The 21,573-nt window shown below is 62.3% G+C and carries 17 protein-coding genes; 8 read left to right on the plus strand and 9 right to left on the minus strand.

Translation table 11 applies throughout. The features are described from left to right. Positions 1–4: 4 nt before the first annotated feature. Complete coding sequence (locus tag AC1Q7F_RS08030) at positions 5–535, minus strand: pentapeptide repeat-containing protein (RefSeq protein ID WP_492505535.1); 531 nt, start codon at positions 533–535, stop codon at positions 5–7. A gap of 163 nt (positions 536–698) precedes the next feature. Here AC1Q7F_RS08030 and AC1Q7F_RS08035 point away from each other — a divergent pair, with 163 nt between their 5' ends. Together AC1Q7F_RS08035 and AC1Q7F_RS08040 are read left to right on the plus strand one after the other, a co-directional pair. Beyond that, positions 699–2,882 carry an ATP-binding protein gene (locus tag AC1Q7F_RS08035; RefSeq protein ID WP_492505537.1) on the plus strand — a complete coding sequence of 728 codons (2,184 nt, stop codon included), beginning with the start codon at positions 699–701 and terminating at the stop codon, positions 2,880–2,882. Between the two features lie 103 nt (positions 2,883–2,985). After that, entirely contained in the window at positions 2,986–4,053 is a 1,068-nt protein-coding gene (locus AC1Q7F_RS08040) for a homocysteine S-methyltransferase family protein (RefSeq protein ID WP_492505539.1), read from the plus strand. Between the two features lie 10 nt (positions 4,054–4,063). On the opposite strand, the gene AC1Q7F_RS08045 is transcribed toward AC1Q7F_RS08040, so the two are convergent. Further along, positions 4,064–4,495, minus strand: coding sequence for a type II toxin-antitoxin system VapC family toxin (locus tag AC1Q7F_RS08045; protein WP_492505541.1), 432 nt, complete (start codon positions 4,493–4,495; stop codon positions 4,064–4,066). Then, on the minus strand, positions 4,492–4,791 hold the full coding sequence (locus AC1Q7F_RS08050) for a hypothetical protein (protein WP_492505543.1): 300 nt from the start codon (positions 4,789–4,791) through the stop codon (positions 4,492–4,494). The genes AC1Q7F_RS08045 and AC1Q7F_RS08050 overlap by 4 nt, the downstream gene beginning before the upstream one ends. Before the next feature lie 87 nt (positions 4,792–4,878). Between AC1Q7F_RS08050 and metH the strand changes: the two genes are divergently transcribed. Next, positions 4,879–7,563: a methionine synthase gene (gene metH / locus AC1Q7F_RS08055; RefSeq protein WP_492505545.1), complete on the plus strand. Its 2,685-nt coding sequence runs from the start codon at positions 4,879–4,881 to the stop codon at positions 7,561–7,563. A gap of 12 nt (positions 7,564–7,575) precedes the next feature. Here metH and AC1Q7F_RS08060 read toward each other — a convergent pair whose 3' ends face one another. Beyond that, complete coding sequence (locus tag AC1Q7F_RS08060; protein ID WP_492505547.1) at positions 7,576–8,538, minus strand: DUF2806 domain-containing protein; 963 nt, start codon at positions 8,536–8,538, stop codon at positions 7,576–7,578. 228 nt (positions 8,539–8,766) lie between these two features. Here AC1Q7F_RS08060 and AC1Q7F_RS08065 point away from each other — a divergent pair, with 228 nt between their 5' ends. After that, entirely contained in the window at positions 8,767–8,940 is a 174-nt protein-coding gene (locus AC1Q7F_RS08065) for a type II toxin-antitoxin system Phd/YefM family antitoxin (RefSeq protein ID WP_492505549.1), read from the plus strand. Continuing rightward, positions 8,937–9,320: a type II toxin-antitoxin system VapC family toxin gene (locus AC1Q7F_RS08070; RefSeq protein ID WP_492505551.1), complete on the plus strand. Its 384-nt coding sequence runs from the start codon at positions 8,937–8,939 to the stop codon at positions 9,318–9,320. The genes AC1Q7F_RS08065 and AC1Q7F_RS08070 overlap by 4 nt, the downstream gene beginning before the upstream one ends. A 475-nt stretch (positions 9,321–9,795) precedes the next feature. Here AC1Q7F_RS08070 and AC1Q7F_RS08075 read toward each other — a convergent pair whose 3' ends face one another. Further along, on the minus strand, positions 9,796–13,077 hold the full coding sequence (locus tag AC1Q7F_RS08075) for a sensor histidine kinase (RefSeq protein ID WP_492505553.1): 3,282 nt from the start codon (positions 13,075–13,077) through the stop codon (positions 9,796–9,798). A 354-nt stretch (positions 13,078–13,431) separates the two neighbouring features. Between AC1Q7F_RS08075 and AC1Q7F_RS08080 the strand changes: the two genes are divergently transcribed. Beyond that, positions 13,432–14,274, plus strand: a complete 843-nt coding sequence (locus AC1Q7F_RS08080) for a glycosyltransferase family 25 protein (RefSeq protein WP_492505555.1) — start codon at positions 13,432–13,434, stop codon at positions 14,272–14,274. 89 nt (positions 14,275–14,363) lie between these two features. Next, a complete protein-coding gene (locus AC1Q7F_RS08085; protein WP_492505557.1) occupies positions 14,364–16,064 on the plus strand; it encodes a hypothetical protein in 1,701 nt (566 codons plus the stop codon). Positions 16,065–16,165: 101 nt separating this feature from the next. Here AC1Q7F_RS08085 and AC1Q7F_RS08090 read toward each other — a convergent pair whose 3' ends face one another. The 3 genes from AC1Q7F_RS08090 to AC1Q7F_RS08100 form a co-directional block, all read right to left on the minus strand. Continuing rightward, positions 16,166–16,552, minus strand: a complete 387-nt coding sequence (locus AC1Q7F_RS08090; RefSeq protein ID WP_492505558.1) for a hypothetical protein — start codon at positions 16,550–16,552, stop codon at positions 16,166–16,168. A 186-nt stretch (positions 16,553–16,738) separates the two neighbouring features. Continuing rightward, positions 16,739–18,454 (minus strand): adenine deaminase, encoded by a 1,716-nt coding sequence (gene ade / locus AC1Q7F_RS08095; RefSeq protein ID WP_492505560.1) that lies wholly within the window; start codon positions 18,452–18,454, stop codon positions 16,739–16,741. A 23-nt stretch (positions 18,455–18,477) separates the two neighbouring features. After that, on the minus strand, positions 18,478–18,852 hold the full coding sequence (locus tag AC1Q7F_RS08100; protein ID WP_492505562.1) for a hypothetical protein: 375 nt from the start codon (positions 18,850–18,852) through the stop codon (positions 18,478–18,480). Positions 18,853–18,932: 80 nt separating this feature from the next. Between AC1Q7F_RS08100 and AC1Q7F_RS08105 the strand changes: the two genes are divergently transcribed. Then, positions 18,933–20,228, plus strand: coding sequence for an NCS2 family permease (locus AC1Q7F_RS08105; protein ID WP_492505564.1), 1,296 nt, complete (start codon positions 18,933–18,935; stop codon positions 20,226–20,228). 631 nt (positions 20,229–20,859) lie between these two features. On the opposite strand, the gene AC1Q7F_RS08110 is transcribed toward AC1Q7F_RS08105, so the two are convergent. After that, positions 20,860–21,438, minus strand: a complete 579-nt coding sequence (locus AC1Q7F_RS08110; RefSeq protein WP_492505566.1) for a DNA-3-methyladenine glycosylase I — start codon at positions 21,436–21,438, stop codon at positions 20,860–20,862. Positions 21,439–21,573 lie beyond the last annotated feature (135 nt).

A 21,573-nucleotide genomic window follows, 5' to 3' on the forward strand; every position in this document is an offset into this window, starting at 1 on the left:
GACCTCAGTGGCACTGCCCGACCGAGCCTTCGCCACAGGCGCGGCCATCGGTCCAGCGGGCCCCCGTCAGGTCGGCATTGCGCAAGTCAGCCCCTTCCAGCCGGGCGCCGGTCAGGTCGGCGCCCTTCATGACCGCCCCCACCAGTTTGGCATTGCGCAGGTCCGTGCCCTTCAGGCTGGCCCCCACCAGCTCGGCACGGGTCAAATCGGCCTCGATCAGGCGGGCGCCGTCCAGCACGGCACGGTCCAGCCGGGCCGACAGGAACTTGGCGCGATAGGCATCGGCATTGGTGAGCTTGGCATCCGACAGATCGCTGCGCTGGAACGTCGCCTCGCGCAACATCGCCTGGGCCAGCGCCACCCCCTTCAGGTCGCGTCCATCCAGATAACAGCGGCGCCAGTTGACCCCGTCGGCCGCCGGGTCCGTGCAGGCGGCATTGGCCGCGCCCGCCGTGACCAGCAGGACGGCCACCAGGCCCGACAGGCGAAAAAGGCGGGGAACGAGCGGAGGGTGCGGCCGGCGTTGGTTTCTCATGCCATGAAAATAAGCAGCCACCCGGGTCGGTGCAACGGGTAGACGCAAAAAGCTGCCAGAGGCGCAATTGAATGCCAGACGCGGCAAACGCGCGGATTGCAACGGCGCGCCGAGTGGCGCAAGGTTGGTTGGAACAACCTTGCAAGTGGGATCGTGCGTAAAGATGGCCGTGCGGCGTTATTTGGGCCATTCCGGTATGATGCGCTGGTTCTGGGCGCCTCTGGTCGCGGCACTGATCCTCTCCACCCTCTGGGCCGGCCTGTCGGCGGCCCTGAACCAGCGTCCCCTGGCGGTTGACGGCGTGCTGGACCTGCGTGGCTGGAATTTCCGCAATAGCGGTCAGATTTTCCTGGAAGGCGACTGGCAATTCTGGCGCGACCGGCTGGTGGCACCGTCGGATATTGCCGACGGCAGCGCCCCGCGGCCCGCCCTGCTGGCCGTGCCCGGCCGCTGGACCAGTCAGAGCGTGGACGGCATTCCGCTGGCTGCCGAAGGTATCGGCACCTATCATCTGCGTGTACTGCTGCCCAAGGATGCACCGCCCTTGGCCATGCGCCACAACCAGCGCTTCGTGGCCTGGGATGTGCTGGTCAATGGTGAACGCGCCATCCATGCCGGCAAGGTCGGTCCGGACGAGAGCAGCACCAACAGCGCCGGGCAGAAGGCCATCGCCGCCGTCCGCCCCATCGACGGGGTGCTGGACATCACGGTGCAGGTGTCGGCTTTCGGCGGCTATGGCGGCATTCCCCGCGCCCTGCTGCTGGGCGATGCCGACAGCATGTATGGCGACTGGCAGCAGGAATTGGCCTTTCGGGCCGCCTTCCTGTCACTGTGCCTGTCCATCGGATTGCTGTACCTGATCCTCTATGTGTTGCGGCCGCGCGACCGGGAATGTCTGGTCTTCTCCGTCATGTCGGTGGCCATCGCGCTGGTGCAGCTGACCTCCAACACGCCCTTGGGCAGCGAGGTTCTGTACAGCCTGCCGGGGCAGCTGCTGGGCTTTCTCAACAATGTGATGTTCCCCTTCGTCTGGCTGTCCTGTCTGGCCAGTGCGACCCTGCTGTTCCCCGGCAGCTTGCGCAAGGAACTGGCCTGGCCGTCCTTCCTGTTCATCCTGGCCGTGCCGGTGGCCAGCCTGTGGACCTTGCAGTTCCCCTGGCTCCTGACCTGGACGGCCACCATCGGCCTTATCCTGTCCATGATGACGCTGATCTGCGCCACGGTCCTGGCCGCCCGGCAGCGACAGCCGCTGGCCCTGCCCATGGCCATCGCCTGGACCGTGCTGGGCTGCGCCAATCTGGCGCTGGTCCACCGTGTCGGCTTCACCGGCATCATGGAGGCCGGATACTGCTTCATGCTGTTCCTGCAGGCTGCCTTGCTGATCGACCGGCTGCGCCACATGCTGGACCAGGCCAAGCAGTCCAATGCAAGGCTGGCCGCCCTGAACGGCGCGCTGGAGGACCAGGTGGCTGACCGCACCCGGCACCTGTCGGAAACCGTCGACCGGCTGCAATTGGCCCAGGACCGCATCGTGCAGTCGGAAAAGCTGGCCAGCCTGGGCCGGCTGGTCGCCGGCGTGGCGCATGAGGTCAACACCCCTGTCGGCACGGCGCTCACCACCGCCACCCACTTGGCCCAGCAGGTGGAAGCGGCGGAGGTGGCCATCAATGCCGGCACCATGACCCGGCGCCAGCTGACCGATTTCCTGGCCGAGGTGAAAGAGGCGGCGGGCCTGCTGACCAGCACCGTGGAACGCACCGCCGCCGTGGTGCAGAGCTTCAAGCAGATCGCCACCGAACGCTCGGACGAGACGCTGCGCCGCCTGGATGTGCATGACCTGTTGAACGAGCTGCGCCCCGCCATGGAGGTGCGCACCGATGCCCCCAATATCCGCCTGACCGTGGACAGCAAGCCCGGTCTGGTGCTGGAAACCAATGGCGGGGCCTTGACCCAGGTGCTGGGGCAGCTTCTGTCCAACTGCATGGACCACGCTTTCCCCGAGGGTCGTGGCGGCCATATCCGCGTCGCTGCCAGCCTGACGCCGGACGGGACCGTGGAGCTGGTGGTGGAGGATGACGGCATCGGCCTGGACGCCGCCGTGCGCCCCCGCCTGTTCGAGCCCTTCACCACCACCGGCCGGGCGGAGGGTCGTACGGGCCTGGGCCTGCACATGGTCTATACGCTGGTGGCCGGCCCCCTGGGCGGCACGGTGGAGATGGAGGACCGGTCCGGCGGTGGCACCCGCGCGCGGGTCCGCCTGCCTGGCACTACCCGCAAAGGGGACGACGCCCCACCACCGCCCGCCCCCACCGTGGGCGCCATCGGCATGACAGCCATCATCACATAAAGATATCTTTATGTTTGCATGCGTGGCGGCGCCGGGTTAGAACCGGGGCCAGGGGTGCCGTGCGCGCCCACCGGTATTTTTCCGCGTTTGGATGGAGGGGTTGATGACAAGGACGGAACGGCTGTCGCGGCTGCGTGACATTGCCCTTCGGCGCATCCTGGTGATCGACGGCGCCATGGGCACCATGATCCAGCGCCATAACCCGCAAGAGGAAGATTACCGCGGCGAACGGTTCAAGGACTGGCACCGCGACGTGAAGGGCAACAACGACCTGCTGTCGGTGACGCAGCCGAAGATCATCTATGACATCCATGCGCAATACCTGGATGCCGGCGCCGACATCATCGAAACCAACACCTTCAATTCCACCAGCATCAGCCTGGCCGATTACGGCATGGAGAATCTGGCCTATGAGTTGAATGTCGAAGGCGCGAAACTGGCCCGCCAGGCCGCCGACGTGGCGGAGGCCGCCGATCCCACCCGCCCGCGCTATGTGGCCGGCGCGCTGGGCCCCACCAACCGCACGGCCAGCATCAGCCCGGTGGTGACCGACCCCGGCTTCCGCAATGTCGATTTCGATGAGTTGCGGGTGGCCTACAAGGAACAGACGGCCGGCCTGATTGATGGCGGGGCCGACGTTCTGATGGTGGAAACCATCTTCGACACGCTGAACGCCAAGGCGGCCGTGTTCGCGATTGAGGAGGTGCTGGAGGAGAAGGGGCTGGAACTGCCCGTCCTGATCTCCGGCACCATCACCGACCGGTCCGGCCGCACCCTGTCCGGCCAGACGACGGAGGCCTTCTGGAACAGCCTGCGCCATGTGAAGCCCTTCTCCATCGGGCTGAACTGCGCGCTGGGGGCCGACCTGATGCGCCCCTATGTGCAGGAACTGTCGCGCGTGGCCGACGTGTTCGTGTCCGCCTATCCCAATGCCGGCCTGCCCAACGAATTCGGCCAGTATGACGAGAAGCCCGAGCATATGGCCGGCGATCTGGCCGGCTGGGCCAAGGATGGGTTGGTGAATATCGTCGGCGGCTGCTGCGGCTCCACGCCTGACCATATCCGCGCCATCGCGCTGGCCGTCCAGGGCGTGCCGCCGCGTCAGCCGGCAGCACCGGATGCGGTGATGCGCCTGTCGGGGCTGGAGCCCTTCACCATGTCGGCCTTCTGAGGGGGACGCGTCAGGTGTCCGCCGGTTCAGCCCAGGGATCGACAAGCGTCACGCCCGCATCGGCGAAATGCCGGATGTTGCGGGTGGCTAGCGTCGCCCCATGGGCCAGACAGATGCCGGCGATCATGGTGTCTTCCCGGCCAACAGGCCTGCCTGATCGTTGCAGCCTTCCCGCCAGAATTGCCGTGGCCTCCGCACTGCGTGCATTCAATGGCAACACGCGGTTGCCGATGAAGCGTTCCAGAAACCAGTTTAGCCGAAGCGCCAATCGCTCGCGTGCGACCGGGTCTTTCAACAATTCGATCCCGAACCGCATTTCAAACAGATTGATGCTGGTGATGGCCAGTTCCGCAATCGGAACGCCATTCAGCCAATGGATGACCGGCTGCGGTGGCAGCCGCGACGTGATGGCGGATACGACATTGGTATCCAGCACAATCACGCAGCGCTGTCCTTCTCATCCAGCAGATGCTCCAGGTCCGGCAACCGCCACTGATCTTCCCGCCACATGGCGTCATTCTGCTCCTGGAACTGCTCGTCCAGCCAGAGGCCAGAGCCGGCGCAAGCCCGCCGAATGCGCTCCCCCGCCGGAAGGGACGGATCATCGGGTAGAGGCCGCAAACCACCCCAGATCATGTCCACAGCCTCTTCCTCGACACTGCGCTGATTGGTTCGGGCGCGGGCCTCGATACGGGCGCGGAGATCGTCATCGATCTCCAATGTCAGTTTCATCGTCATTGCCACCTCCCGGTCGGCCATATCAGTGATATAGCACGCCCGTCCCCTCCCCCCAAGTCCCCCGCCCAGAACCCCCGAGACGCCCCCATGACCACCGCCCCCCGCACCGCCAGCTTCATCAATATCGGCGAGCGCACGAACGTCACCGGTTCGGCCAAGTTCAAGAAGCTGGTGCTGGAGGGGCAGTATGAGGCCGCACTCGACATCGCGCGCGACCAGGTGGCCAACGGCGCCCAGGTCATCGATATCAACATGGACGAGGCGATGCTGGACAGCGAGGCGGCGATGGTCCGCTTCCTGCGCCTGATCGGCTCGGAACCCGACATTGCACGGGTGCCGGTGATGATCGACAGTTCCAAATGGAGCGTGATCGAGGCCGGGCTGAAGAATGTCCAGGGCAAGCCCATCGTCAATTCCATCAGCCTGAAGGAGGGCGAGGAGCCCTTCATCGCCTATGCGAAGAAGCTGCGCCGCTATGGCGCCGCCGTCGTCGTCATGGCGTTCGACGAGGTCGGACAGGCCGATACCCGCGCGCGCAAGCTGGAAATCTGCAAGCGCTCCTACGACATCCTGGTGAAGCAGGTGGGTTTCCCGCCCGAGGATATCATCTTCGACCCCAATGTCTTCGCCGTCGCCACGGGTATCGAGGAACATAACAACTACGCCGTCGACTTTATCGAGGCTACGCGCGACATCCGCCGCGAATGCCCCGGCGCCCATATTTCCGGCGGCCTGTCCAACGTCTCCTTCAGCTTCCGCGGCAACAATACCGTGCGCGCGGCCATGCACAGCGTGTTCCTCTATCACGCCATTCCGGCCGGCATGGATATGGGCATCGTCAATGCCGGCGAACTGCCGGTCTATGACGATATCCCGGAAGAGCTGCGCGAGCGGGTGGAGGATGTCATCCTCAACCGGCGCGACGATGCCACCGACCGGCTGCTGGAAGTGGCCGACAAGTACAAGGGCGGGGAGAAACGCAAGGCCGCCGACCTGACCTGGCGCAGCCTGCCGGTCAGCCAGCGTCTGGCCCATGCCCTGGTCCATGGCATTGACGAGTTCATCAACGAGGATACGGAGGAGGCGCGGCTGGCGGCCGAACGCCCCTTGCATGTCATCGAAGGCCCGCTGATGGACGGCATGAATGTCGTCGGCGACCTGTTCGGTGCGGGCAAGATGTTCCTGCCGCAGGTGGTGAAGTCGGCCCGCGTCATGAAGAAGGCCGTGGCCTGGCTGCTGCCCTTCATCGAGGAGGAAAAGGGCGGCGGCAAGTCCGAACCCGCCGGCCGCGTCCTGATGGCCACGGTGAAGGGTGACGTCCACGATATCGGCAAGAACATCGTCGGCGTGGTGCTCCAGTGCAATAATTTCGAGATCGTGGATCTCGGCGTCATGGTCCCCTGTGCGCGCATCCTGGAAGAGGCCAAGGCGCATAAGTGCAACATCATCGGCCTGTCCGGCCTGATCACCCCGTCCCTGGACGAGATGGTGTTCGTGGCCAAGGAGATGCAGCGCACGGGCCTGAAGATGCCCCTGCTGATCGGCGGGGCCACCACGTCCAAGGTCCACACCGCCGTCAAGATCGACCCCAATTATGACGGCCCCGTGGTGCATGTGCTGGATGCCAGCCGGGCGGTGGGCGTGGCCCAGAACCTGCTGAACGCCGTCAACGGCCCGACCTTCACCGAAAAGACCAAGGCCGACTATGCCGCCATGCGCGAGGCCCATGCCCGCAGCCAGATCAACCGCGCCCGCCTGCCCTTCCCCCAGGCGCAGGCCAACGCGTTGAAGCTGGACTGGGCCGCCTACGACGCGCCGCAGCCCCTGAAGCCCGGTATCACCCATTTCCAGGATTATGATCTGGCCGAGCTGGTCAGCCATATCGACTGGAAGCCCTTCTTCCAGGCCTGGGAACTGCACGGCAATTTCCCCGCCATCCTGGAGGATGAGAAGGTGGGCGAAAGCGCCCGCGCCCTGTGGGCCGATGCCCAATCGATGCTCCAGCGCATCGTGGGTGAGAAATGGCTGCGCGCCAATGCCGTGGTCGCCCTGTGGCCCGCCAACAGCACCGGCGATGATATCGAGCTCTATACCGACGACACCCGCAGCACCGTCCTGGACCGCTTGCACATGCTGCGTCAGCAGATGGCCCGCGATCCCGGCCGCGACCGCGCGCATCTGTCCCTGGCCGACTATGTGGCGCCCAAGGACAGCGGCATCGCCGACTGGATGGGCGGCTTCGCCTGCACCGCCGGCATCGGGCTTGAGGAACGGGCCAAGGCGTTCGAGGCCGCCCACGACGATTACAGCGCCATCCTGCTGAAGGCCCTGGGCGACCGTCTGGCCGAGGCCTTCGCCGAGCGCCTGCATCAACGCGTGCGCACCGAACTCTGGGGCTATGCCGCTGGCGAGACCCTGACCAACGAGCAGCTGATCGCCGAGGCCTATCGCGGCATCCGCCCCGCCCCAGGATATCCCGCCTGCCCCGACCACACCGAGAAGGCGACCTTGTTCCGCCTGCTGGACGCCACCAAGGCTGCCGGCATCACCCTGACCGAAAGCTTCGCCATGACCCCGACGGCCGCCGTGTCGGGCTGGTATTTCGGCCATCCGGACGCGAAATATTTCGGCGTCGCCAAGGTGGAACGCGACCAGGTCGCTGACTACGCCGCCCGCAAGGGCATGCCCCTGGCCGAGATGGAACGCTGGCTGGCGCCCAACCTGAACTACGATCCGGATGCGGCGGACCGGGCGGGGGTGGCGGCGGCTTGACGGAACACCGTTTTATTTTGATCCAGACTGAATTGTATCATACCGAACATGCCCCGGGAGGACATTTGTTACCTTTCCAATAGTAAAAGAATAATCTTTATAGTTTTCTGAAACATTCAAATATTCAACAAAATACTTCGCCGCTGCCAGCCCATCCCATTCAAACAGAGAGCATAACTGAACCCCAGATCTCGTAATTGCATAAACTGGTATTTCAATTTCGTCGCTTTTTTCTTTATTAAATTCAACAATAACGACATGCTCATTGATTCTCTGTACAAACTTTCCATCCGACTGCTTCTTAAAAGAAAAACTTAGTCCAAGTCCACTATCTTCAATTAGCCCAACTTCTTTTAGATATATAATATCCATAATGTCATCACTGGCGTCCATTTTAATGATGGCGCCATTGGCAATACGAATAGAAGCAAATTTCTGAAATAATGACGCTAAGCTATTATCTAATTCAGAAATTATTCTCATCGCTCTTATAGAAAAGGCACCTGGTATTTTAATTTCCCCAGCCAATAGACGCCCCCAAATTTTCTGCATATCTTCCGTAGACGCTCGCCCAGCGTAATCATAGAATGCATTTAGCCAGTCTGGATTTAAATATTCGTCACCAGATAAATTATTGATATCTTCTTTTTTGCCATTTTTTGTTGAATTTAACTCTTCAAATGCCAATGAAACGACGGCCGATCTGTTTTCAATCTTCCTTATTTCATTACTAATAGATTCAGATACGACAATTTCTTCAATTCTTTCATTTACCCCTTCAATTATTTTTATCTTAAATTCATTTTTCTTCCGAATTCTCTCAGCAACGCCTTCCAGATATACGTTTGGCACGTCAATCAATGACCCGAGAAGACGATCAGCTGCGGCAAAAGCTCTGCTTTTAACTTTAGCAGAAAAGCCTGAATCAGTAAGCCGGCCCTCAATAGAAACATTTTCAACCTGCTTTCCAACCATGTCATCAACTCCACAGAAGCGTTCTGAATTAGAAATTACAATACAATTTTTTAATAAAGCCGACCATATACAAAAAACATCAAAAACATCTATCCGTCAAACTCCAAAAGCCCTCACTGTTTCGTTATCTTGGTCCTATTTGCTAACCATAATCACAACCGCCCCGCTATGCTTCAGGTCACTATCCACAGCGGCAAAACCAACCTGTCCCAGCCGATTGAGCAGGCCATGAACGGCGAGGGCGTGGTCATTGCCAAGGGCGCCAAGCCCATGGTGCGACTGGTGCCCGTGGTCCAGGGCGGCTTCAAGGTCGGCATCCTGAAGGACAAGCTGGGTCAGACCCCCGACCTCCTGGAACTGATGGATGCGGACGAGCTTGACTGGTGGGAAGGTGGCGCTTGACTGCCATCCTGCTGGACACTCATGCCTGGGCCTGGAGCCTGACGGGTGACAGCCGGCTTCCCAAAACCGCCCTGACCGCCATCGCCCAAGCCAGCCGGGTCTGCGTCAGCGCCGTCAGCTTCTTCGAGATCGCCCAGAAGGCCCGGCTGGGCAAATGGCCGGAAGTGGCATCTCATGTCGCCACCCTGCCGGACTTGCTGGCCGAACAGGAGCGCGCGGCCCTGTCACTCGATCCCGCCATCGCCATTGCCGCCGGCCTGATGGACTGGCCGCACCGTGATCCGTTTGACCGGCTGCTGGCCGCCACGGCCCGACATCACAACTTGCCCCTCATCTCCGCCGACGCCAACTTCGATGGTCACGTCCAGCGGCTCTGGTAGCACGCATCTCTTGCGCCGCGGCCCAATCTGACTTAGGCTCTTAATCCTAAAATCGCATGAACTCTGTCCGCCGCTACCGTCCATTCAAACAGGAGAAGACCACAACAGCACTCCGAATGCATTCGGAGCCGATCACCAGCACCTCCGAATACCACGGCCATCAAGCCATTGATTTTACTCAATACCTGAAAAGCCACCCGTGCAACACACCCCGTTTTTATGTTGCACGATGTTGCACAAGCCGCCCTTGCCCCGGCGTCGGCGGCGCCTTCGCCACCTTCCGCGGGAACTGGCCTGGTTTAGATGGGATCGTCTCTTCCGCCTTCCCGGCGCAGGCCGGGACCCAGGGGCCAAGCGCCCGACCTGTCGGCAGCTTTGATCCAAGCCGCGTAGAGGTTTGAGCTTGTGGCCCCTGGGTCCCGGCCTGCGCCGGGAAGGCGGGTAAAGTCTTGATTCTAATTAAAACTGACAGACCCTACTCAGCCGCCACCGCCCCCGGCAGGGTGATGATGAACCGGCTGCCCAGGCCGGGCGCGCTTTCCAGGCTGATGCTGCCGGACAGCGGGCCGGCCACCAGATTATGGACGATATGCAGGCCCAGGCCGGTGCCGCCATGGTCGCGGCTGGTGGTGAAGAACGGGTCGAAGGCCTTGGTCCGGACATTGTCATCCATGCCCACCCCGTCATCGGCCACGGTGATCACCGCTGTATCCTCGATGGCCGACAGGGTGACGGTCACGGTGCCGCCCCCGCCCTGGGGCCAGGAATGCTGGAGCGCGTTCAGCAGCAGGTTGGTCAGCACATTGACCATGGCGCCGGGCTGCACCAGGGCCGTCAGGTCCCGCACGCCCTCCAGATGGAACGCCACCTGCTTTTCGCGCAGGCGGGGCTGCAGCGGGGCCACGGCCTCGGCCACCAGGGTGGACAGGCGCTGGCGCTGGCGGGGGCCGGCATATTCCTCCGCGGAGACCTGCTTGAAGCTCTGCACCAGCCGGGCGGCGCGCTGGAGATTGGCTTGCAGCACGGCCATCGCCTCCCGCCCCGTGGCCAGGAAATCGGACAGGGCCGTGCGGGTCAGGGCCTTGCCCTCCACCTGCCGTCCCACCGCCCCCATCTCCTCCGACAGGAAGCTGGAGGTGGTGATGGCCACGCCCAGCGGCGTGTTGATCTCATGCGCCACACCGGAGACCAGGCGACCCAGGCTGGCCAGCTTCTCCTCCCGCACCAGCCGGTCCTGCGTGGCGCGCAGATCCTCCAGCGTGGCGGCCAGTTCGTCCTTCTGCCGGGCGATGACCTCGGTACGCTCATCCACCTCGCGCTCCAGCTCCCGCTGACGGCGGCGCAGGCTGAGCGTGCGTACCTGCACGGCCCCCCAGGCGACCAGGGCGCCGACCAGCAGCATCAGCCCCCGGAACCACCAGGTCTGCCACCAGGCCGGCAGCACCGTGACCGGCAGCACCAGCGGTTCGGGCGCGAACATCCCGGCGCGGTTGCTGCCCTGCACCAGCAGCCGGTAGGAACCGGGCGACAGGTTGGCATAGGCGACATGGCGGTGATTGCCATCGCCCGCTATCCATTGCTCCTCGAACCCGTCCAGGCGGTAGAGGAAGCGGGTACGGTCGGGTGCGGTATAATCCAGGGCGGCGAATTCCACCGACAGCGACCGCTGATCGGGCAGCAGGCGGAGGGCGGGCGGGTTGGGCAGGTTATAGATGTCGGCCGGCACCGGCCGTCCATCCACCCGCAGGTCCGTGACCACGGTGGGCGCCAGCATGCGCCAGGCATCCAGCAGGGCCGGCTTCACCACCACCAGCCCGTCACGCCCGCCGAACATCATCTGCCCATCAGCGTCGGTGGCGACGGAATTGGCCCAGAAGCTGCCCACCCCCACCCCGTCCGGCCGGCCCAGCGCCTGCACCGACAGATCATCGCCGTTGATCACCGCCAGCCCGGCATCGGTGGAGGCCCAGATACGGCCCGCCGCATCCTCCCGCAGGGCATTGATCAGCAGGGTGGGCAGGCCCTCCGCCTGGCCCAGCCGGCGGAAATGCGGCACCTGCCCCGGCTGCCACCCGGCCGCCAGGATGTTCAGCCCGCCGCCCAGCGTACCGACCCAGACGCGGCCCTTGGCATCGGTCAGGACGGCGGTGACGAAATTATGGCTGAGCGATTGCGCATCGGCCGGGTCGTTGCGGATGCGCTGGAACCCGCCCTTGGCGTCGCGGTAATGCAGCCCGGCATTGCCGCCCACCCACAGCCCATCCTCCGGGCCGGGCGCCAGCAGGCGCAGCCGGTTGTCGATCAACGAGCGGGCATCGCCCAGCCGGGTGCGGTCCACCTGCATGGTGCCGGTGGTCAGGTCCAGCACCACCAGCCCGTCCGTGGCCATCCACAGCACATTGTCGCGGCGCAGCAGGAACCAGACGGCAGCATTAGGGCCGGGTGCCGGCAGCGGCACCGCCTCCAGCTTCCCCACCGCGCCCGGCCGGCGGCGGAACAATCCGCGCTGCGTGCCGATATAGATCGTACCGTCGGGCAGGGTCTCCATCGACAGCACCGCCCCGTCGGGCAGGCCGCCGGGGCCGGGCCTGATCCCGTCGCGCTCCCCCGATGCCGGGTCCAGGATGTCGATGCCATTGGCCTGCAACCCCGCCCACAGCTTGCCGTCGCCGGCCAGCATCAGGCTGCGCACCTGCGGGTCGGACAGGCGGTCGGCGCGGATATGGGAGGCGGGGACGGACAGCACGGCCCTGGTCACCGGGTTGCGACGGGCCACCCCGCCGCCCCAGGTACCGATCCACAGGATACCCGACCGGTCGACCAGCAGCGACCGCACGTCGGACGCCACCAGGCTGCTGATCAGGGTCGGGTCATTGCGATGCACGGTGACCTGGCCGCTGGCCACATCCAGTTCCGCCAGCCCCGCCCCTTGCGTGCCGATGATGATGCGGTCGGGCGCCAGTTCGGCCAAGGCATGCTTGGCCACCGGGGCGGCGGCCGCTTCACCCATGCCCGGCAGGTCGAACAGGCGCTGCTCCCCCGTGGCCGGGTCCCACATGGCGATACCGGGAAACTCCCCCGTCACCCAGAGCCGGCCCTTGCCATCGCGCAGCAGCCCCTGGATGGGCGCATCCGCCGGGACGATGCCGCCCAGCGATACCGGCACCGCCATATCGCCCGACGGGTCAAGGCGCACCAGCCCCCGCCCGCTGGCCAGCAGCAGCCCGCCATCGGGCAGTTCCACCATGTCGCGGATCTGGTCCAGGGCCAGACTGTCGGGTTCCGGCCCGCGCCGTGTGTAGAAGCGGTTGGCGCCGCTGGCCGGGTCGCGCATATGCACGCCGCCCACCGTGCCCGTCCATAGCCGGCCCTGCGCATCGGTCAGGATCGACAGCACGGACAGGTTCTGCAGCCCGTCATTGGCGCGCACGAACCGGTCGGTGGCGGCATCGAACCGCGCCAGTCCGCCGGCATTGGTCCCCACCCACAGCACGCCCTGGGGATCGACATGCAGGGCGGTGACATAGCTGTCGGGCAGGCTGTCCGGATCGCCGGCATTGCCCGTATAATGGCGGAACCGGTGCCCGTCATACCGGGCCAGCCCGCCCCCCGTACCGAACCAGATGAAGCCCGCCCGGTCCTGGACGATGGCGCCCACCACGTCGTTGGGCAACCCCTGCTCCCGCCCCAGCCGCTCGAACAAGGGCTCGGAGAACGCCGACCAGTCGGCGGCGAGCGCCGGAGCCGATCCAAGCATCATCGCAACCAGGGGGGCTAAGAAGCGCACCCATCGAAACCACGGCTGCGGATGCTGCGACCGATCGAAAGACATTGTTGTCACCGGCATCATCATCAGCCATCTTGCGGATGGCGACACCATAGCAAGCCGCGGTCATAAGGGGAATCCGCATGGCGGTTATGGACACGAAATCTGCAATCTTGAGTGACCGTCACCTCCGCAAGGCGGCAGCCCCCCTTTCTGTCTCAGCCGACCTTTTCACATCGCGGTGGCCGCTGGTGAGTATATATTTCGGCGGCGCGGGCGGCTATTCTCCATCGGCGACGCCATTTTCCAAATCGCAAAATCAACCAATCAAGTAGAGCAGGGGCGATGCCGGATATTGATCTGATTTACATTAATCTGGACCGCGCCGTTGAGCGGCGCGAGGCGTTGGAACGGAACTTCCGTGACGCAAATTTCTCCAGCGCCTGGCGGCTGACCCGGTTTCCCGCGATCCTGTGGACCACCGATGCCGTGACGCAGATGCCGGGCCCGGCAAAACCGACCCTGAAGGGCAATTGGCTGAGCCATGTCGGTTGCATGAAGACGGCCATTGACAATGGCTGGACATCTCACCTTCTGATCGCGGAAGATGACGCCGAATTCTCACCAAAGGCCGAGGAGATGGTCAATACAGCCCTCCACGGCGTAGACCCGGATAGCTGGGATATTTTTTTTCTCGATTTGCTGATTCCCCGCGCCATCGATATGCCATTGTTCTTCTCTATGAGACAATATTGCGCATTGAGGAAAGAGACTATTGTTCTAAATCTGGAATCGCTTCGCAGTCGATTTGGATTTATCGGCGCCGGCGCTTATATCGTGAATAATGCCTCCCTGCGCAAAATGTTCGCAACCTTCAATGTCGACAGCATCCCTGCCGCATATGACGTGTATTTACGCAGCCGCATTGACAATGGTGAGGTCAAGGCATTTGCCATCTTCCCATTTCCGGCAACAGTCAACCTTCATGGCGACGCCCCGGACGTGGCCCATCCAGACGACTGGGTTTATGAATGCAGCCTGATGCATGAATTTCGCCGCTTGATCTGGGTGGAAAGCGACCTCGACCTGCAACGTCCCGGGCTGGCGCGTGGCGAGGTCACGCCTGATGTTGAGCGCTTCCAATCCGTCTTCGGTCGCTTGCTATCTCGACAGTACGCCTTGATCTAGCTAAGCTGGACTACGGCGATGGAGGCCGGCCGCAATGCGGCGCGAGGGTGGATTATCTCCACTTCCAAGGACAGGAAAGCAGGAGAATCATGCTTGCGGAAATATCGACCGTGAATGACGATCAGCTCGCCGATGCGGCGATCGCCAGGATGCGCTCGCCCTCCGAAATGCACATCATCTGCGTCGATGTGACGAACAAGTGTGATCTTCACTGTTCGAACTGCACGAGACTGCTGAAGAATCAGACCAGTTTCTGGGACATGACGCCGGAGAATTTCCGACTGGCATTGCGGAGTTTGCGCGGCTTCAACGGCGTCATCGCCATGATCGGCGGCAATCCCTGTGTCCATAAGCAGTTTGCCGAGCTGTGCCAGATTTTCACCGAAGAAGTGCCAATCAAATCGCAGCGCGGCCTTTGGTCGAACAATCTGTTCGACTATGAACAGCTTGTCGCCGACACGTTCGGCTTTTTCAATCTCAATCCCCACAATGATCAGCGCGGGCGCAAATCATTGGAACGATTGAAAAAATTGATACCAAGGGTCAATTTTTTCAACGGCCACTCGCACCATTCCCCCTTGTTGACGGCGGTGCAGGATCTGTATCCCGACAAGACAGAAATGTGGGACCAGATTTCGACCTGCGACATCAACCGCCAATGGTCGGCCACCGTCCTGCAGAATAAGGGCGAGCTTCGGGCCTATTTCTGTGAAGTGGCGGGATCCTTCGATCTGGCGCGCGGGGAGGATTACGGTTATCCCGTCGTCGAAGGTTGGTGGAACAAGCCGCTTCAGGACTTCACCTCGCAGGTCAAGAAGTTCTGCCCCGGTTGTGGTGTGCCGGCCCGGCTGAAGGGTAATCTTGATTCCGATGAGATCGATACCTACTCCCGCTCCAACGCCAAGTTGGCGGAGCAGTCGCTGCGCAAACGGCGCAAGGTGATCGAGATCAATTCCCTGCAGGAAGCGGAGCTTCTGAATAACGATTTCACCAACTACAACAATTATCACCAGCTCAGGACACATACGTTTGAGCAGCGCGACGGCCTGGTGGGTGCGCTGTACAGGAAGGCCGACAAGTTCATTGTCCGGCCCGGCGACGCCCCCGCCACGGAAGCGGCCGCTTCCTTGGCACCGGAACTTCCGGTCTATGTGACGAACCTGCTGTTGCCGGATGATTATGTTCTGCTGCTGGGCCCCGGCTATTCGACCACGATTGTCGATATCGCCCGCCGCGCGCGCTTTGCATGGGCATTGGATCCCGATGCGGCGGCCGTGGAGGCCCTGTCATTGACCTGCCAGGTGAATGGCTGCGGGAATGCCAAGGTCGAGCGGCTCGCCGCCTATGACCATAACGCGGTGGCGAAATTCGTGCGGGGCCGGGACCAGTTTGCGGGGCTGGTCGATATGGCCGAGGCTGACGATATCGCCAGCGACGGCGCTGAGATCCTCTATGTGAACTGCGTTCGGGTCGATGATTATTTCGATGAGCCTGCCCAGGTCGTGGTGTCGACAATTCACGGGCGTGGGGAGCTGGCCGCACTGACCGGGGCGAAGCAAACATTGAAGCAGGCGCGTCTGCTGTTCCTGGACTTTGCCGCGGAAGGCTTCCGCACCCATCCCGACAAGGTTGAGAAGGTCGCGGCCCTGCTGAGCGACAGTTTCGAGTTCGGTTATGCACCCTTTGCCATGCTGCAGGGCGGAAAGGCGGCATTCCCCGCTCTGTTGCAGAAGTTGGTCGAGGACAATGCCAGCGGCTGCATCATCTTCTGCAAAACCGCCCTGGTCTGAGACGGATAAGCCAAGCGGCGCGGCAGCGTCCGCTCGCCCCTGCTCCTCGCAAGAACTCCGTGTGGGTGGGGTTGGAAAGACCCCGCCAAACCATCCCCCATTCAATCGCGCACATCCTCCGCGAGGCCAAGCTCCCGATCATTCCTTAACAGCATCAAAAAGACCAAAACCAAGAATCCGAAAAGCGGGATTCCAATGAGAATTGCTACTTTCCTGGATATGCCAGCATCGGTGCACCGATATATCGACCAATTTGTCGCCAGGATTAAAAATACCACACTGATCATCAGCCCAATAAACGAGCCATAAGGACTGGAAGACACCAACGCCCGAAGAACAATGGCTAGGACAAAAGAGGCTAATACTTTTTTCGCAAATTCCCCACGACCCATGACCTTATCTGATCGATTTAAATAGACGGTCAACACGGAAATAGAAGCAAAAAAAATGGAAACGACAACAAGCACAATGACGATTATCAGATCCATGATTTACCGCCAATCAATTTCCCGATGTCGATATGTCAAACCCGAACAATCATAATGAGAATATGCTGATCAAACAAATCCTTATTGAGGAAATAAATCTCCATCACTCGCCGGAAGTTACCTTGATGATGACCATGGCAGACAAGCCGTCCCTCAAACCATAGACGATATATGGAACTCGTCCCCTCACGCCGCCACCAGTTCAAACTTGTCCACATCCACGAGCCCCATATCGGTGATCTTCAAATGCGGGATCACCGGCAGCGGCAGGAAGGCCAGTTGCAGGAAGGGTTCGGCCAACGGGCAGCCCAGGGCCTTCACCGCGGCGCGCAGGGCTTCCAGCTCATGTTCCACCGTCTCGAACGGCTTCAGGCTCATCAGGCCGGCCACGGGCAGGGCCAGTTCGCCGACCACCGCGCCATCCTTCACGGCCACGAAGCCGCCGCCGATCTCGGTCAGGCGGTTGATGGCCACCACCATATCGGCATCGCTGGAGCCGACGGCACAGATATTGTGGCTGTCATGGCCGACGGAGCTGGCCAGCGCACCCGACCGGATGCCGAAGCCCTTCACGAAGCCCTTGCCGATATTGCGGGTGAAACCGTGGCGCTCCACCACCACGATCTTCAGGATGTCATTGTCCGGATCGGCATGGCGGCGGCCGTTGCGATAGGGGACGGTGGCCTGCAAGGCCTCGGTGATGATCTTGTTGGGCAGGACGCCGATGACCGGTGTGCCGGGGCCGTTGGCCGGGATGGCCAGGTCTTCGGCGACGATCCGGTCGCGCTTGATGGAATTCAGGCCCACGGGCGGCGGGGAGGCGCGGCCGGCAAACGTCTCCGCCGTCACCGGCTTGCCGGCGCGGATGACCTGGGACACCGTGCATTGGGCCAGATCGTCCAGCAGCACAATGTCGGCCAGATATCCTGGCGCCACCAGCCCCCGGTCCTTCAGCCCGAAGCCGCGCGCCGCTGACCATGTGGCCGTGCGATATGTCGCCGCGATGTCGGCCCCGCCGGCAATGGCGCGGCGGATCAGGTGATCCAGATGCCCTTCCTCGGCAATATCCAGCGGGTTGCGGTCATCGGTGCAAAACGCCAGGAAGGGGCTGGTCACCGGGTCGATCAAACCGGAGAGCGCATCCACATCCTTGGACACCGACCCGTCGCGGATCAGCACCTGCATGCCCTTGGCGATCTTCTCCCGCGCTTCGGCCTGGCTGGTGCATTCATGGCAGTTGCGGATGCCGCACGACAGATAGGCGTTCAGTTCCTTGCCGGTGACCAGCGGCGAATGGCCGTCAATATGGGCGCCGTAGAATTCCGCCAGCTTGTCCAGCACCTCCTCGTCCTTCCACAGCACGCCGGGGAAGTTCATGAACTCGGCCAGGCCGATGACCTTGGGATGATGGCGGTGACGGGCCAGATCGTCGGCCTTCAGCCGGGCGCCCGCCGTTTCCAGATGCGTGGCCGGCACGCAGGAGGACAGCTGCACGCGCAGATCCATGGCGGTGGACAGCGAACTGTCCAGGAAATATGTCAGCCCCGTCTCCCCCAGCACATTGCAGATCTCATGCGGATCGCAGATGGCCGTGGTGGTGCCACGCGGCAGGACGCAGCGGTCGAATTCCGACGGGGCGACCAGGGTGCTTTCGCAATGCACATGGGTGTCGATGAAGCCGGGCACGGCGAAGCGGCCCTTGCCGTCGATCTCCACCAATCCGTCATAGCGGTCATAGGTGCCGACGATGGTGTCGCCGCAGATGGCGATGTCCGTCTCCTCGATCGTGGCCGTGGCGACGTTCAGCAGCCGGACATTCTTGATGACAAGGTCGGCGCGGTTGCGCCCCATGGCCTGGTCGATCCGCTGTTTCAGGATGGCTTTGGCGGCGGCGCGGTCCATGGGTTCGTCCTTCGCTATCAATATCAACGCGGTGTCTTGGCACAGAGCGCCAGCAGGTCGGCTTCGGCCGCCGGCTGGATGGGGCGACCGTTGAACAGCACCTGGCTGCCCTGAACCGTCACGGTACCGATCCGCGCCTCCCCCCGGTAGAGGTTATTTGTCGGGATGCCGAAGCGGCGCGCAATATCGGCCGTCAGGTCGATATCGATATGGTCGGGCATCTGGATCGATGCGCCATCGGGCAGGTCGGCGGGGGCGACGGGCTTGCCATGCACGTCCACGCCCGGCTTGTATTCGACATCGGCGCTGGGCTGATGGCGGGTAACATAGCGGCAGGCGGCCGGATCGACGCGGATGGTGGGCGTGTCGGCCTGTGCCGCACTTGCGAATAGCGCCATCAACCCTATGGCCCCCAACGCTTTTTCAAGGAATACTGGCATCCTCGTCATTTCCCCTCCTTCGCCGGGGCGTCCCGCACATGCTGACATCCTACTTCAAGCTGAACGAACTGGGCAGTGATGTCCGGACGGAGTTGCTGGCCGGTTTCACCACCTTTTTAACAATGGCCTACATCATCTTCGTCAATCCGCAGATCCTGTCGGCGGCGGGGATGGATCATGGGGCGGTGTTCGTGGCCACCTGCGTGGCCGCCGCCATCGGGTCGGCCATCATGGGGCTCTATGCCAACTACCCCATCGCCCAGGCCCCCGGCATGGGGCTGAACGCCTATTTCGCCTTCACCGTGGTGGGGCAGATGGGCCATTCATGGCAGGTGGCGCTGGGGGCGGTGTTCCTGTCGGGCGTGCTGTTCATCATCCTGTCGATCCTGCCCGTGCGCGAGGCGGTGGTGAACGCCATCCCCCGCACGCTGAAACTGGCCATTTCCGCCGGCATCGGCCTGTTCCTGGCCATCATCGCGCTGGAAAATGCCGGCCTGATCCGGGCGCATCCCGTCACGCTGGTCACCATGGGCGACCTGACCAAGGCACCGCCGGTGATGGCCGCCATCGGCTTCATCCTGCTCTGCGCGCTGGCGGCGCGCAAGGTGACGGGGGCGGTGATCCTGACCATCCTGGCCGTGGCGGTCATCGGCATGCTGGCCGGCGTATCGCCCTTCAATGGCCGCATCGTCTCCCTGCCGCCGGACCCCAGCCCGACCTTCATGGCCATGGATTTGGGCGGTGCGTTCAGCGTCGGGCTGATCACCGTGGTCTTCGCCTTCTTCTTCGTCGATCTGTTCGACACGGCCGGCACCCTGATCGGTGTGTCGCACCGCGCCGGGCTGCTGGACAAGGATGGCAAGCTGCCGCGCCTGAAGCGGGCCTTGTTCGCCGACGCCGCAGCCACCACCATCGGTGCGACGCTGGGCACCTCCACTGTCACCTCCTATATCGAGAGTGCGGCCGGCACCAATGTTGGCGGGCGCAGCGGGCTGACGGCGGTGACGGTGGCATTGCTGTTTCTGGCCTGCCTGTTCCTGGCACCGCTGGCCGCCAACATCCCCGCCTATGCCACGGCTCCGGCCCTGCTCTATATCGCCTGCCTGATGGCGCGCGGATTGACGGAGGTGGATTGGGACGACGTGACCGATTATGCACCGGCGGTGATGACCGCCATCTCCATGCCGCTGACCTATTCCATCGCCCACGGCATCGCCATCGGCTTCATCACCTATACCGGCATCAAGATCCTGGCCGGACGCTGGCGCGATGTCGGGCCGGTGGTGGCGGTGCTGGCGCTGCTGTTCCTGCTGAAATTCATCCTGCTGGCGTAACTGATTCGAGATGATTCGATGACAGGGGCCGCTCCCGCCGGGGCGGCCCCTTTTTCATGACCGCCAGTGAAGCCTGTTCACTGTGCAGTCAAAATCATGGTACCGATAGCAATGGTTATATTATAGGCATAAGGTGAAACTCTGGGCATATCTTCCGTTGACGTAAACAGCGAGACCAAACCCTTCCGCAGCTAAACCTTCACTTGTCATCAATATTGTTGTTTTTCATATAGTTAGATCATCACTCACATGATCGTGAGCCATGCGATACGGTTATGGGCCCGTCTGGACGCATGCAATCGTGGCAAGGCGGCAACAGTGGCCGCTGCATTTTTAAGCTTAACGTCTGTTCATCGAATTTAGATGGTGACGGCTTTTGCGAGCACTGCTTATACTCCGCCCCACAAAAGAAAAGACCGCGCCAGCAAGGCAGCGCGGCCTGAGTTTAGGGAGGAATCGCCACCAGGCGGTGTCAAAACAGGGATCCAACCCCGTTAGACAAGTTAAGTTTTTAACTTTCTGAATATGAAGGCAAGCCGATTTTATCGGCTTGCCTTTTTATTTGGTCGATTTTTAGATTTTTGCCTGCCACTTGTGCAAATGCCGCCCATCCGAACAGGTGTTTGCCCAATCAGAAGGCGGCATATCCGGCAAATCCCGCGGCCACGGCCCTTTGCCAGGGCAAATCGAGCCGGCGCAGGGCGATGCCGGCGGGGCAGTCGGCGCGGTGAGCACCCGGCAGGAAGCCGATGCTCATCAGGAACTCCCCCACGATCTCCCCGCCCGTGAAGCGGAAGGTCTTTCCGAACAGCTTCACCCAGTCGGCCTTGGCCCTGGGATGATGGGTCCGCAGCCAGGCATGGAAGGATCCATGGCTGTCGCGCAGGCGCTGAATCACCTGGGCATTGTTGATCGCGGCATGCACCTTCAGCTTGTTGCGGATGATGCCGGGGTCGGCCAGCAGCCGGTCGACATCGCCCGGCCCATAAGCCGCGACCTTGTCCACCACGAAGCCGGAATAGGCGGCACGGAACCCTTCCCGCTTCTTCAGGATGGTCAGCCAGGACAGGCCGGCCTGATTGATCTCCAGCACCAACCGTTCGAACAGCTCGTCATCCCCGGTCAAGGGCGCACCATATTCATATTGGTGATAGGGGCCATGCCATTCATGCCCCGGTGCCACATCGCAATAGCCCGACACGCCCGACATCCTTCATTATCGCGAACCAAGGGAGGGCGGCAGAATAGCCGGTGACGCCCCGCCTGTCGCCCCCAATGTTCTTGTTTTGTATCCATCCAAGCCCCGGATGCCTGAGCGTGGCCAAAAAGCCATAGGGAACCGGCA

Source organism: Niveispirillum sp. GW835-FHT14G11 (genome assembly GCF_058793615.1).

What these genes read in the sequence shown, in the direction of transcription:
- AC1Q7F_RS08030 (WP_492505535.1), bottom strand. Translation starts at nt 535, where the DNA reads ATGAGAAACCAACGCCGGCCGCACCCTCCGCTCGTTCCCCGCCTTTTT.
- AC1Q7F_RS08035 (WP_492505537.1), top strand. Translation starts at nt 699, where the DNA reads ATGGCCGTGCGGCGTTATTTGGGCCATTCCGGTATGATGCGCTGGTTC.
- AC1Q7F_RS08040 (WP_492505539.1), top strand. Translation starts at nt 2,986, where the DNA reads ATGACAAGGACGGAACGGCTGTCGCGGCTGCGTGACATTGCCCTTCGG.
- AC1Q7F_RS08050 (WP_492505543.1), bottom strand. Translation starts at nt 4,791, where the DNA reads ATGACGATGAAACTGACATTGGAGATCGATGACGATCTCCGCGCCCGT.
- metH (WP_492505545.1), top strand. Translation starts at nt 4,879, where the DNA reads ATGACCACCGCCCCCCGCACCGCCAGCTTCATCAATATCGGCGAGCGC.
- AC1Q7F_RS08060 (WP_492505547.1), bottom strand. Translation starts at nt 8,538, where the DNA reads ATGGTTGGAAAGCAGGTTGAAAATGTTTCTATTGAGGGCCGGCTTACT.
- AC1Q7F_RS08065 (WP_492505549.1), top strand. Translation starts at nt 8,767, where the DNA reads ATGAACGGCGAGGGCGTGGTCATTGCCAAGGGCGCCAAGCCCATGGTG.
- AC1Q7F_RS08075 (WP_492505553.1), bottom strand. Translation starts at nt 13,077, where the DNA reads ATGCTTGGATCGGCTCCGGCGCTCGCCGCCGACTGGTCGGCGTTCTCC.
- AC1Q7F_RS08080 (WP_492505555.1), top strand. Translation starts at nt 13,432, where the DNA reads ATGCCGGATATTGATCTGATTTACATTAATCTGGACCGCGCCGTTGAG.
- AC1Q7F_RS08085 (WP_492505557.1), top strand. Translation starts at nt 14,364, where the DNA reads ATGCTTGCGGAAATATCGACCGTGAATGACGATCAGCTCGCCGATGCG.
- AC1Q7F_RS08090 (WP_492505558.1), bottom strand. Translation starts at nt 16,552, where the DNA reads ATGGATCTGATAATCGTCATTGTGCTTGTTGTCGTTTCCATTTTTTTT.
- ade (WP_492505560.1), bottom strand. Translation starts at nt 18,454, where the DNA reads ATGGACCGCGCCGCCGCCAAAGCCATCCTGAAACAGCGGATCGACCAG.
- AC1Q7F_RS08100 (WP_492505562.1), bottom strand. Translation starts at nt 18,852, where the DNA reads ATGGCGCTATTCGCAAGTGCGGCACAGGCCGACACGCCCACCATCCGC.
- AC1Q7F_RS08105 (WP_492505564.1), top strand. Translation starts at nt 18,933, where the DNA reads ATGCTGACATCCTACTTCAAGCTGAACGAACTGGGCAGTGATGTCCGG.
- AC1Q7F_RS08110 (WP_492505566.1), bottom strand. Translation starts at nt 21,438, where the DNA reads ATGTCGGGCGTGTCGGGCTATTGCGATGTGGCACCGGGGCATGAATGG.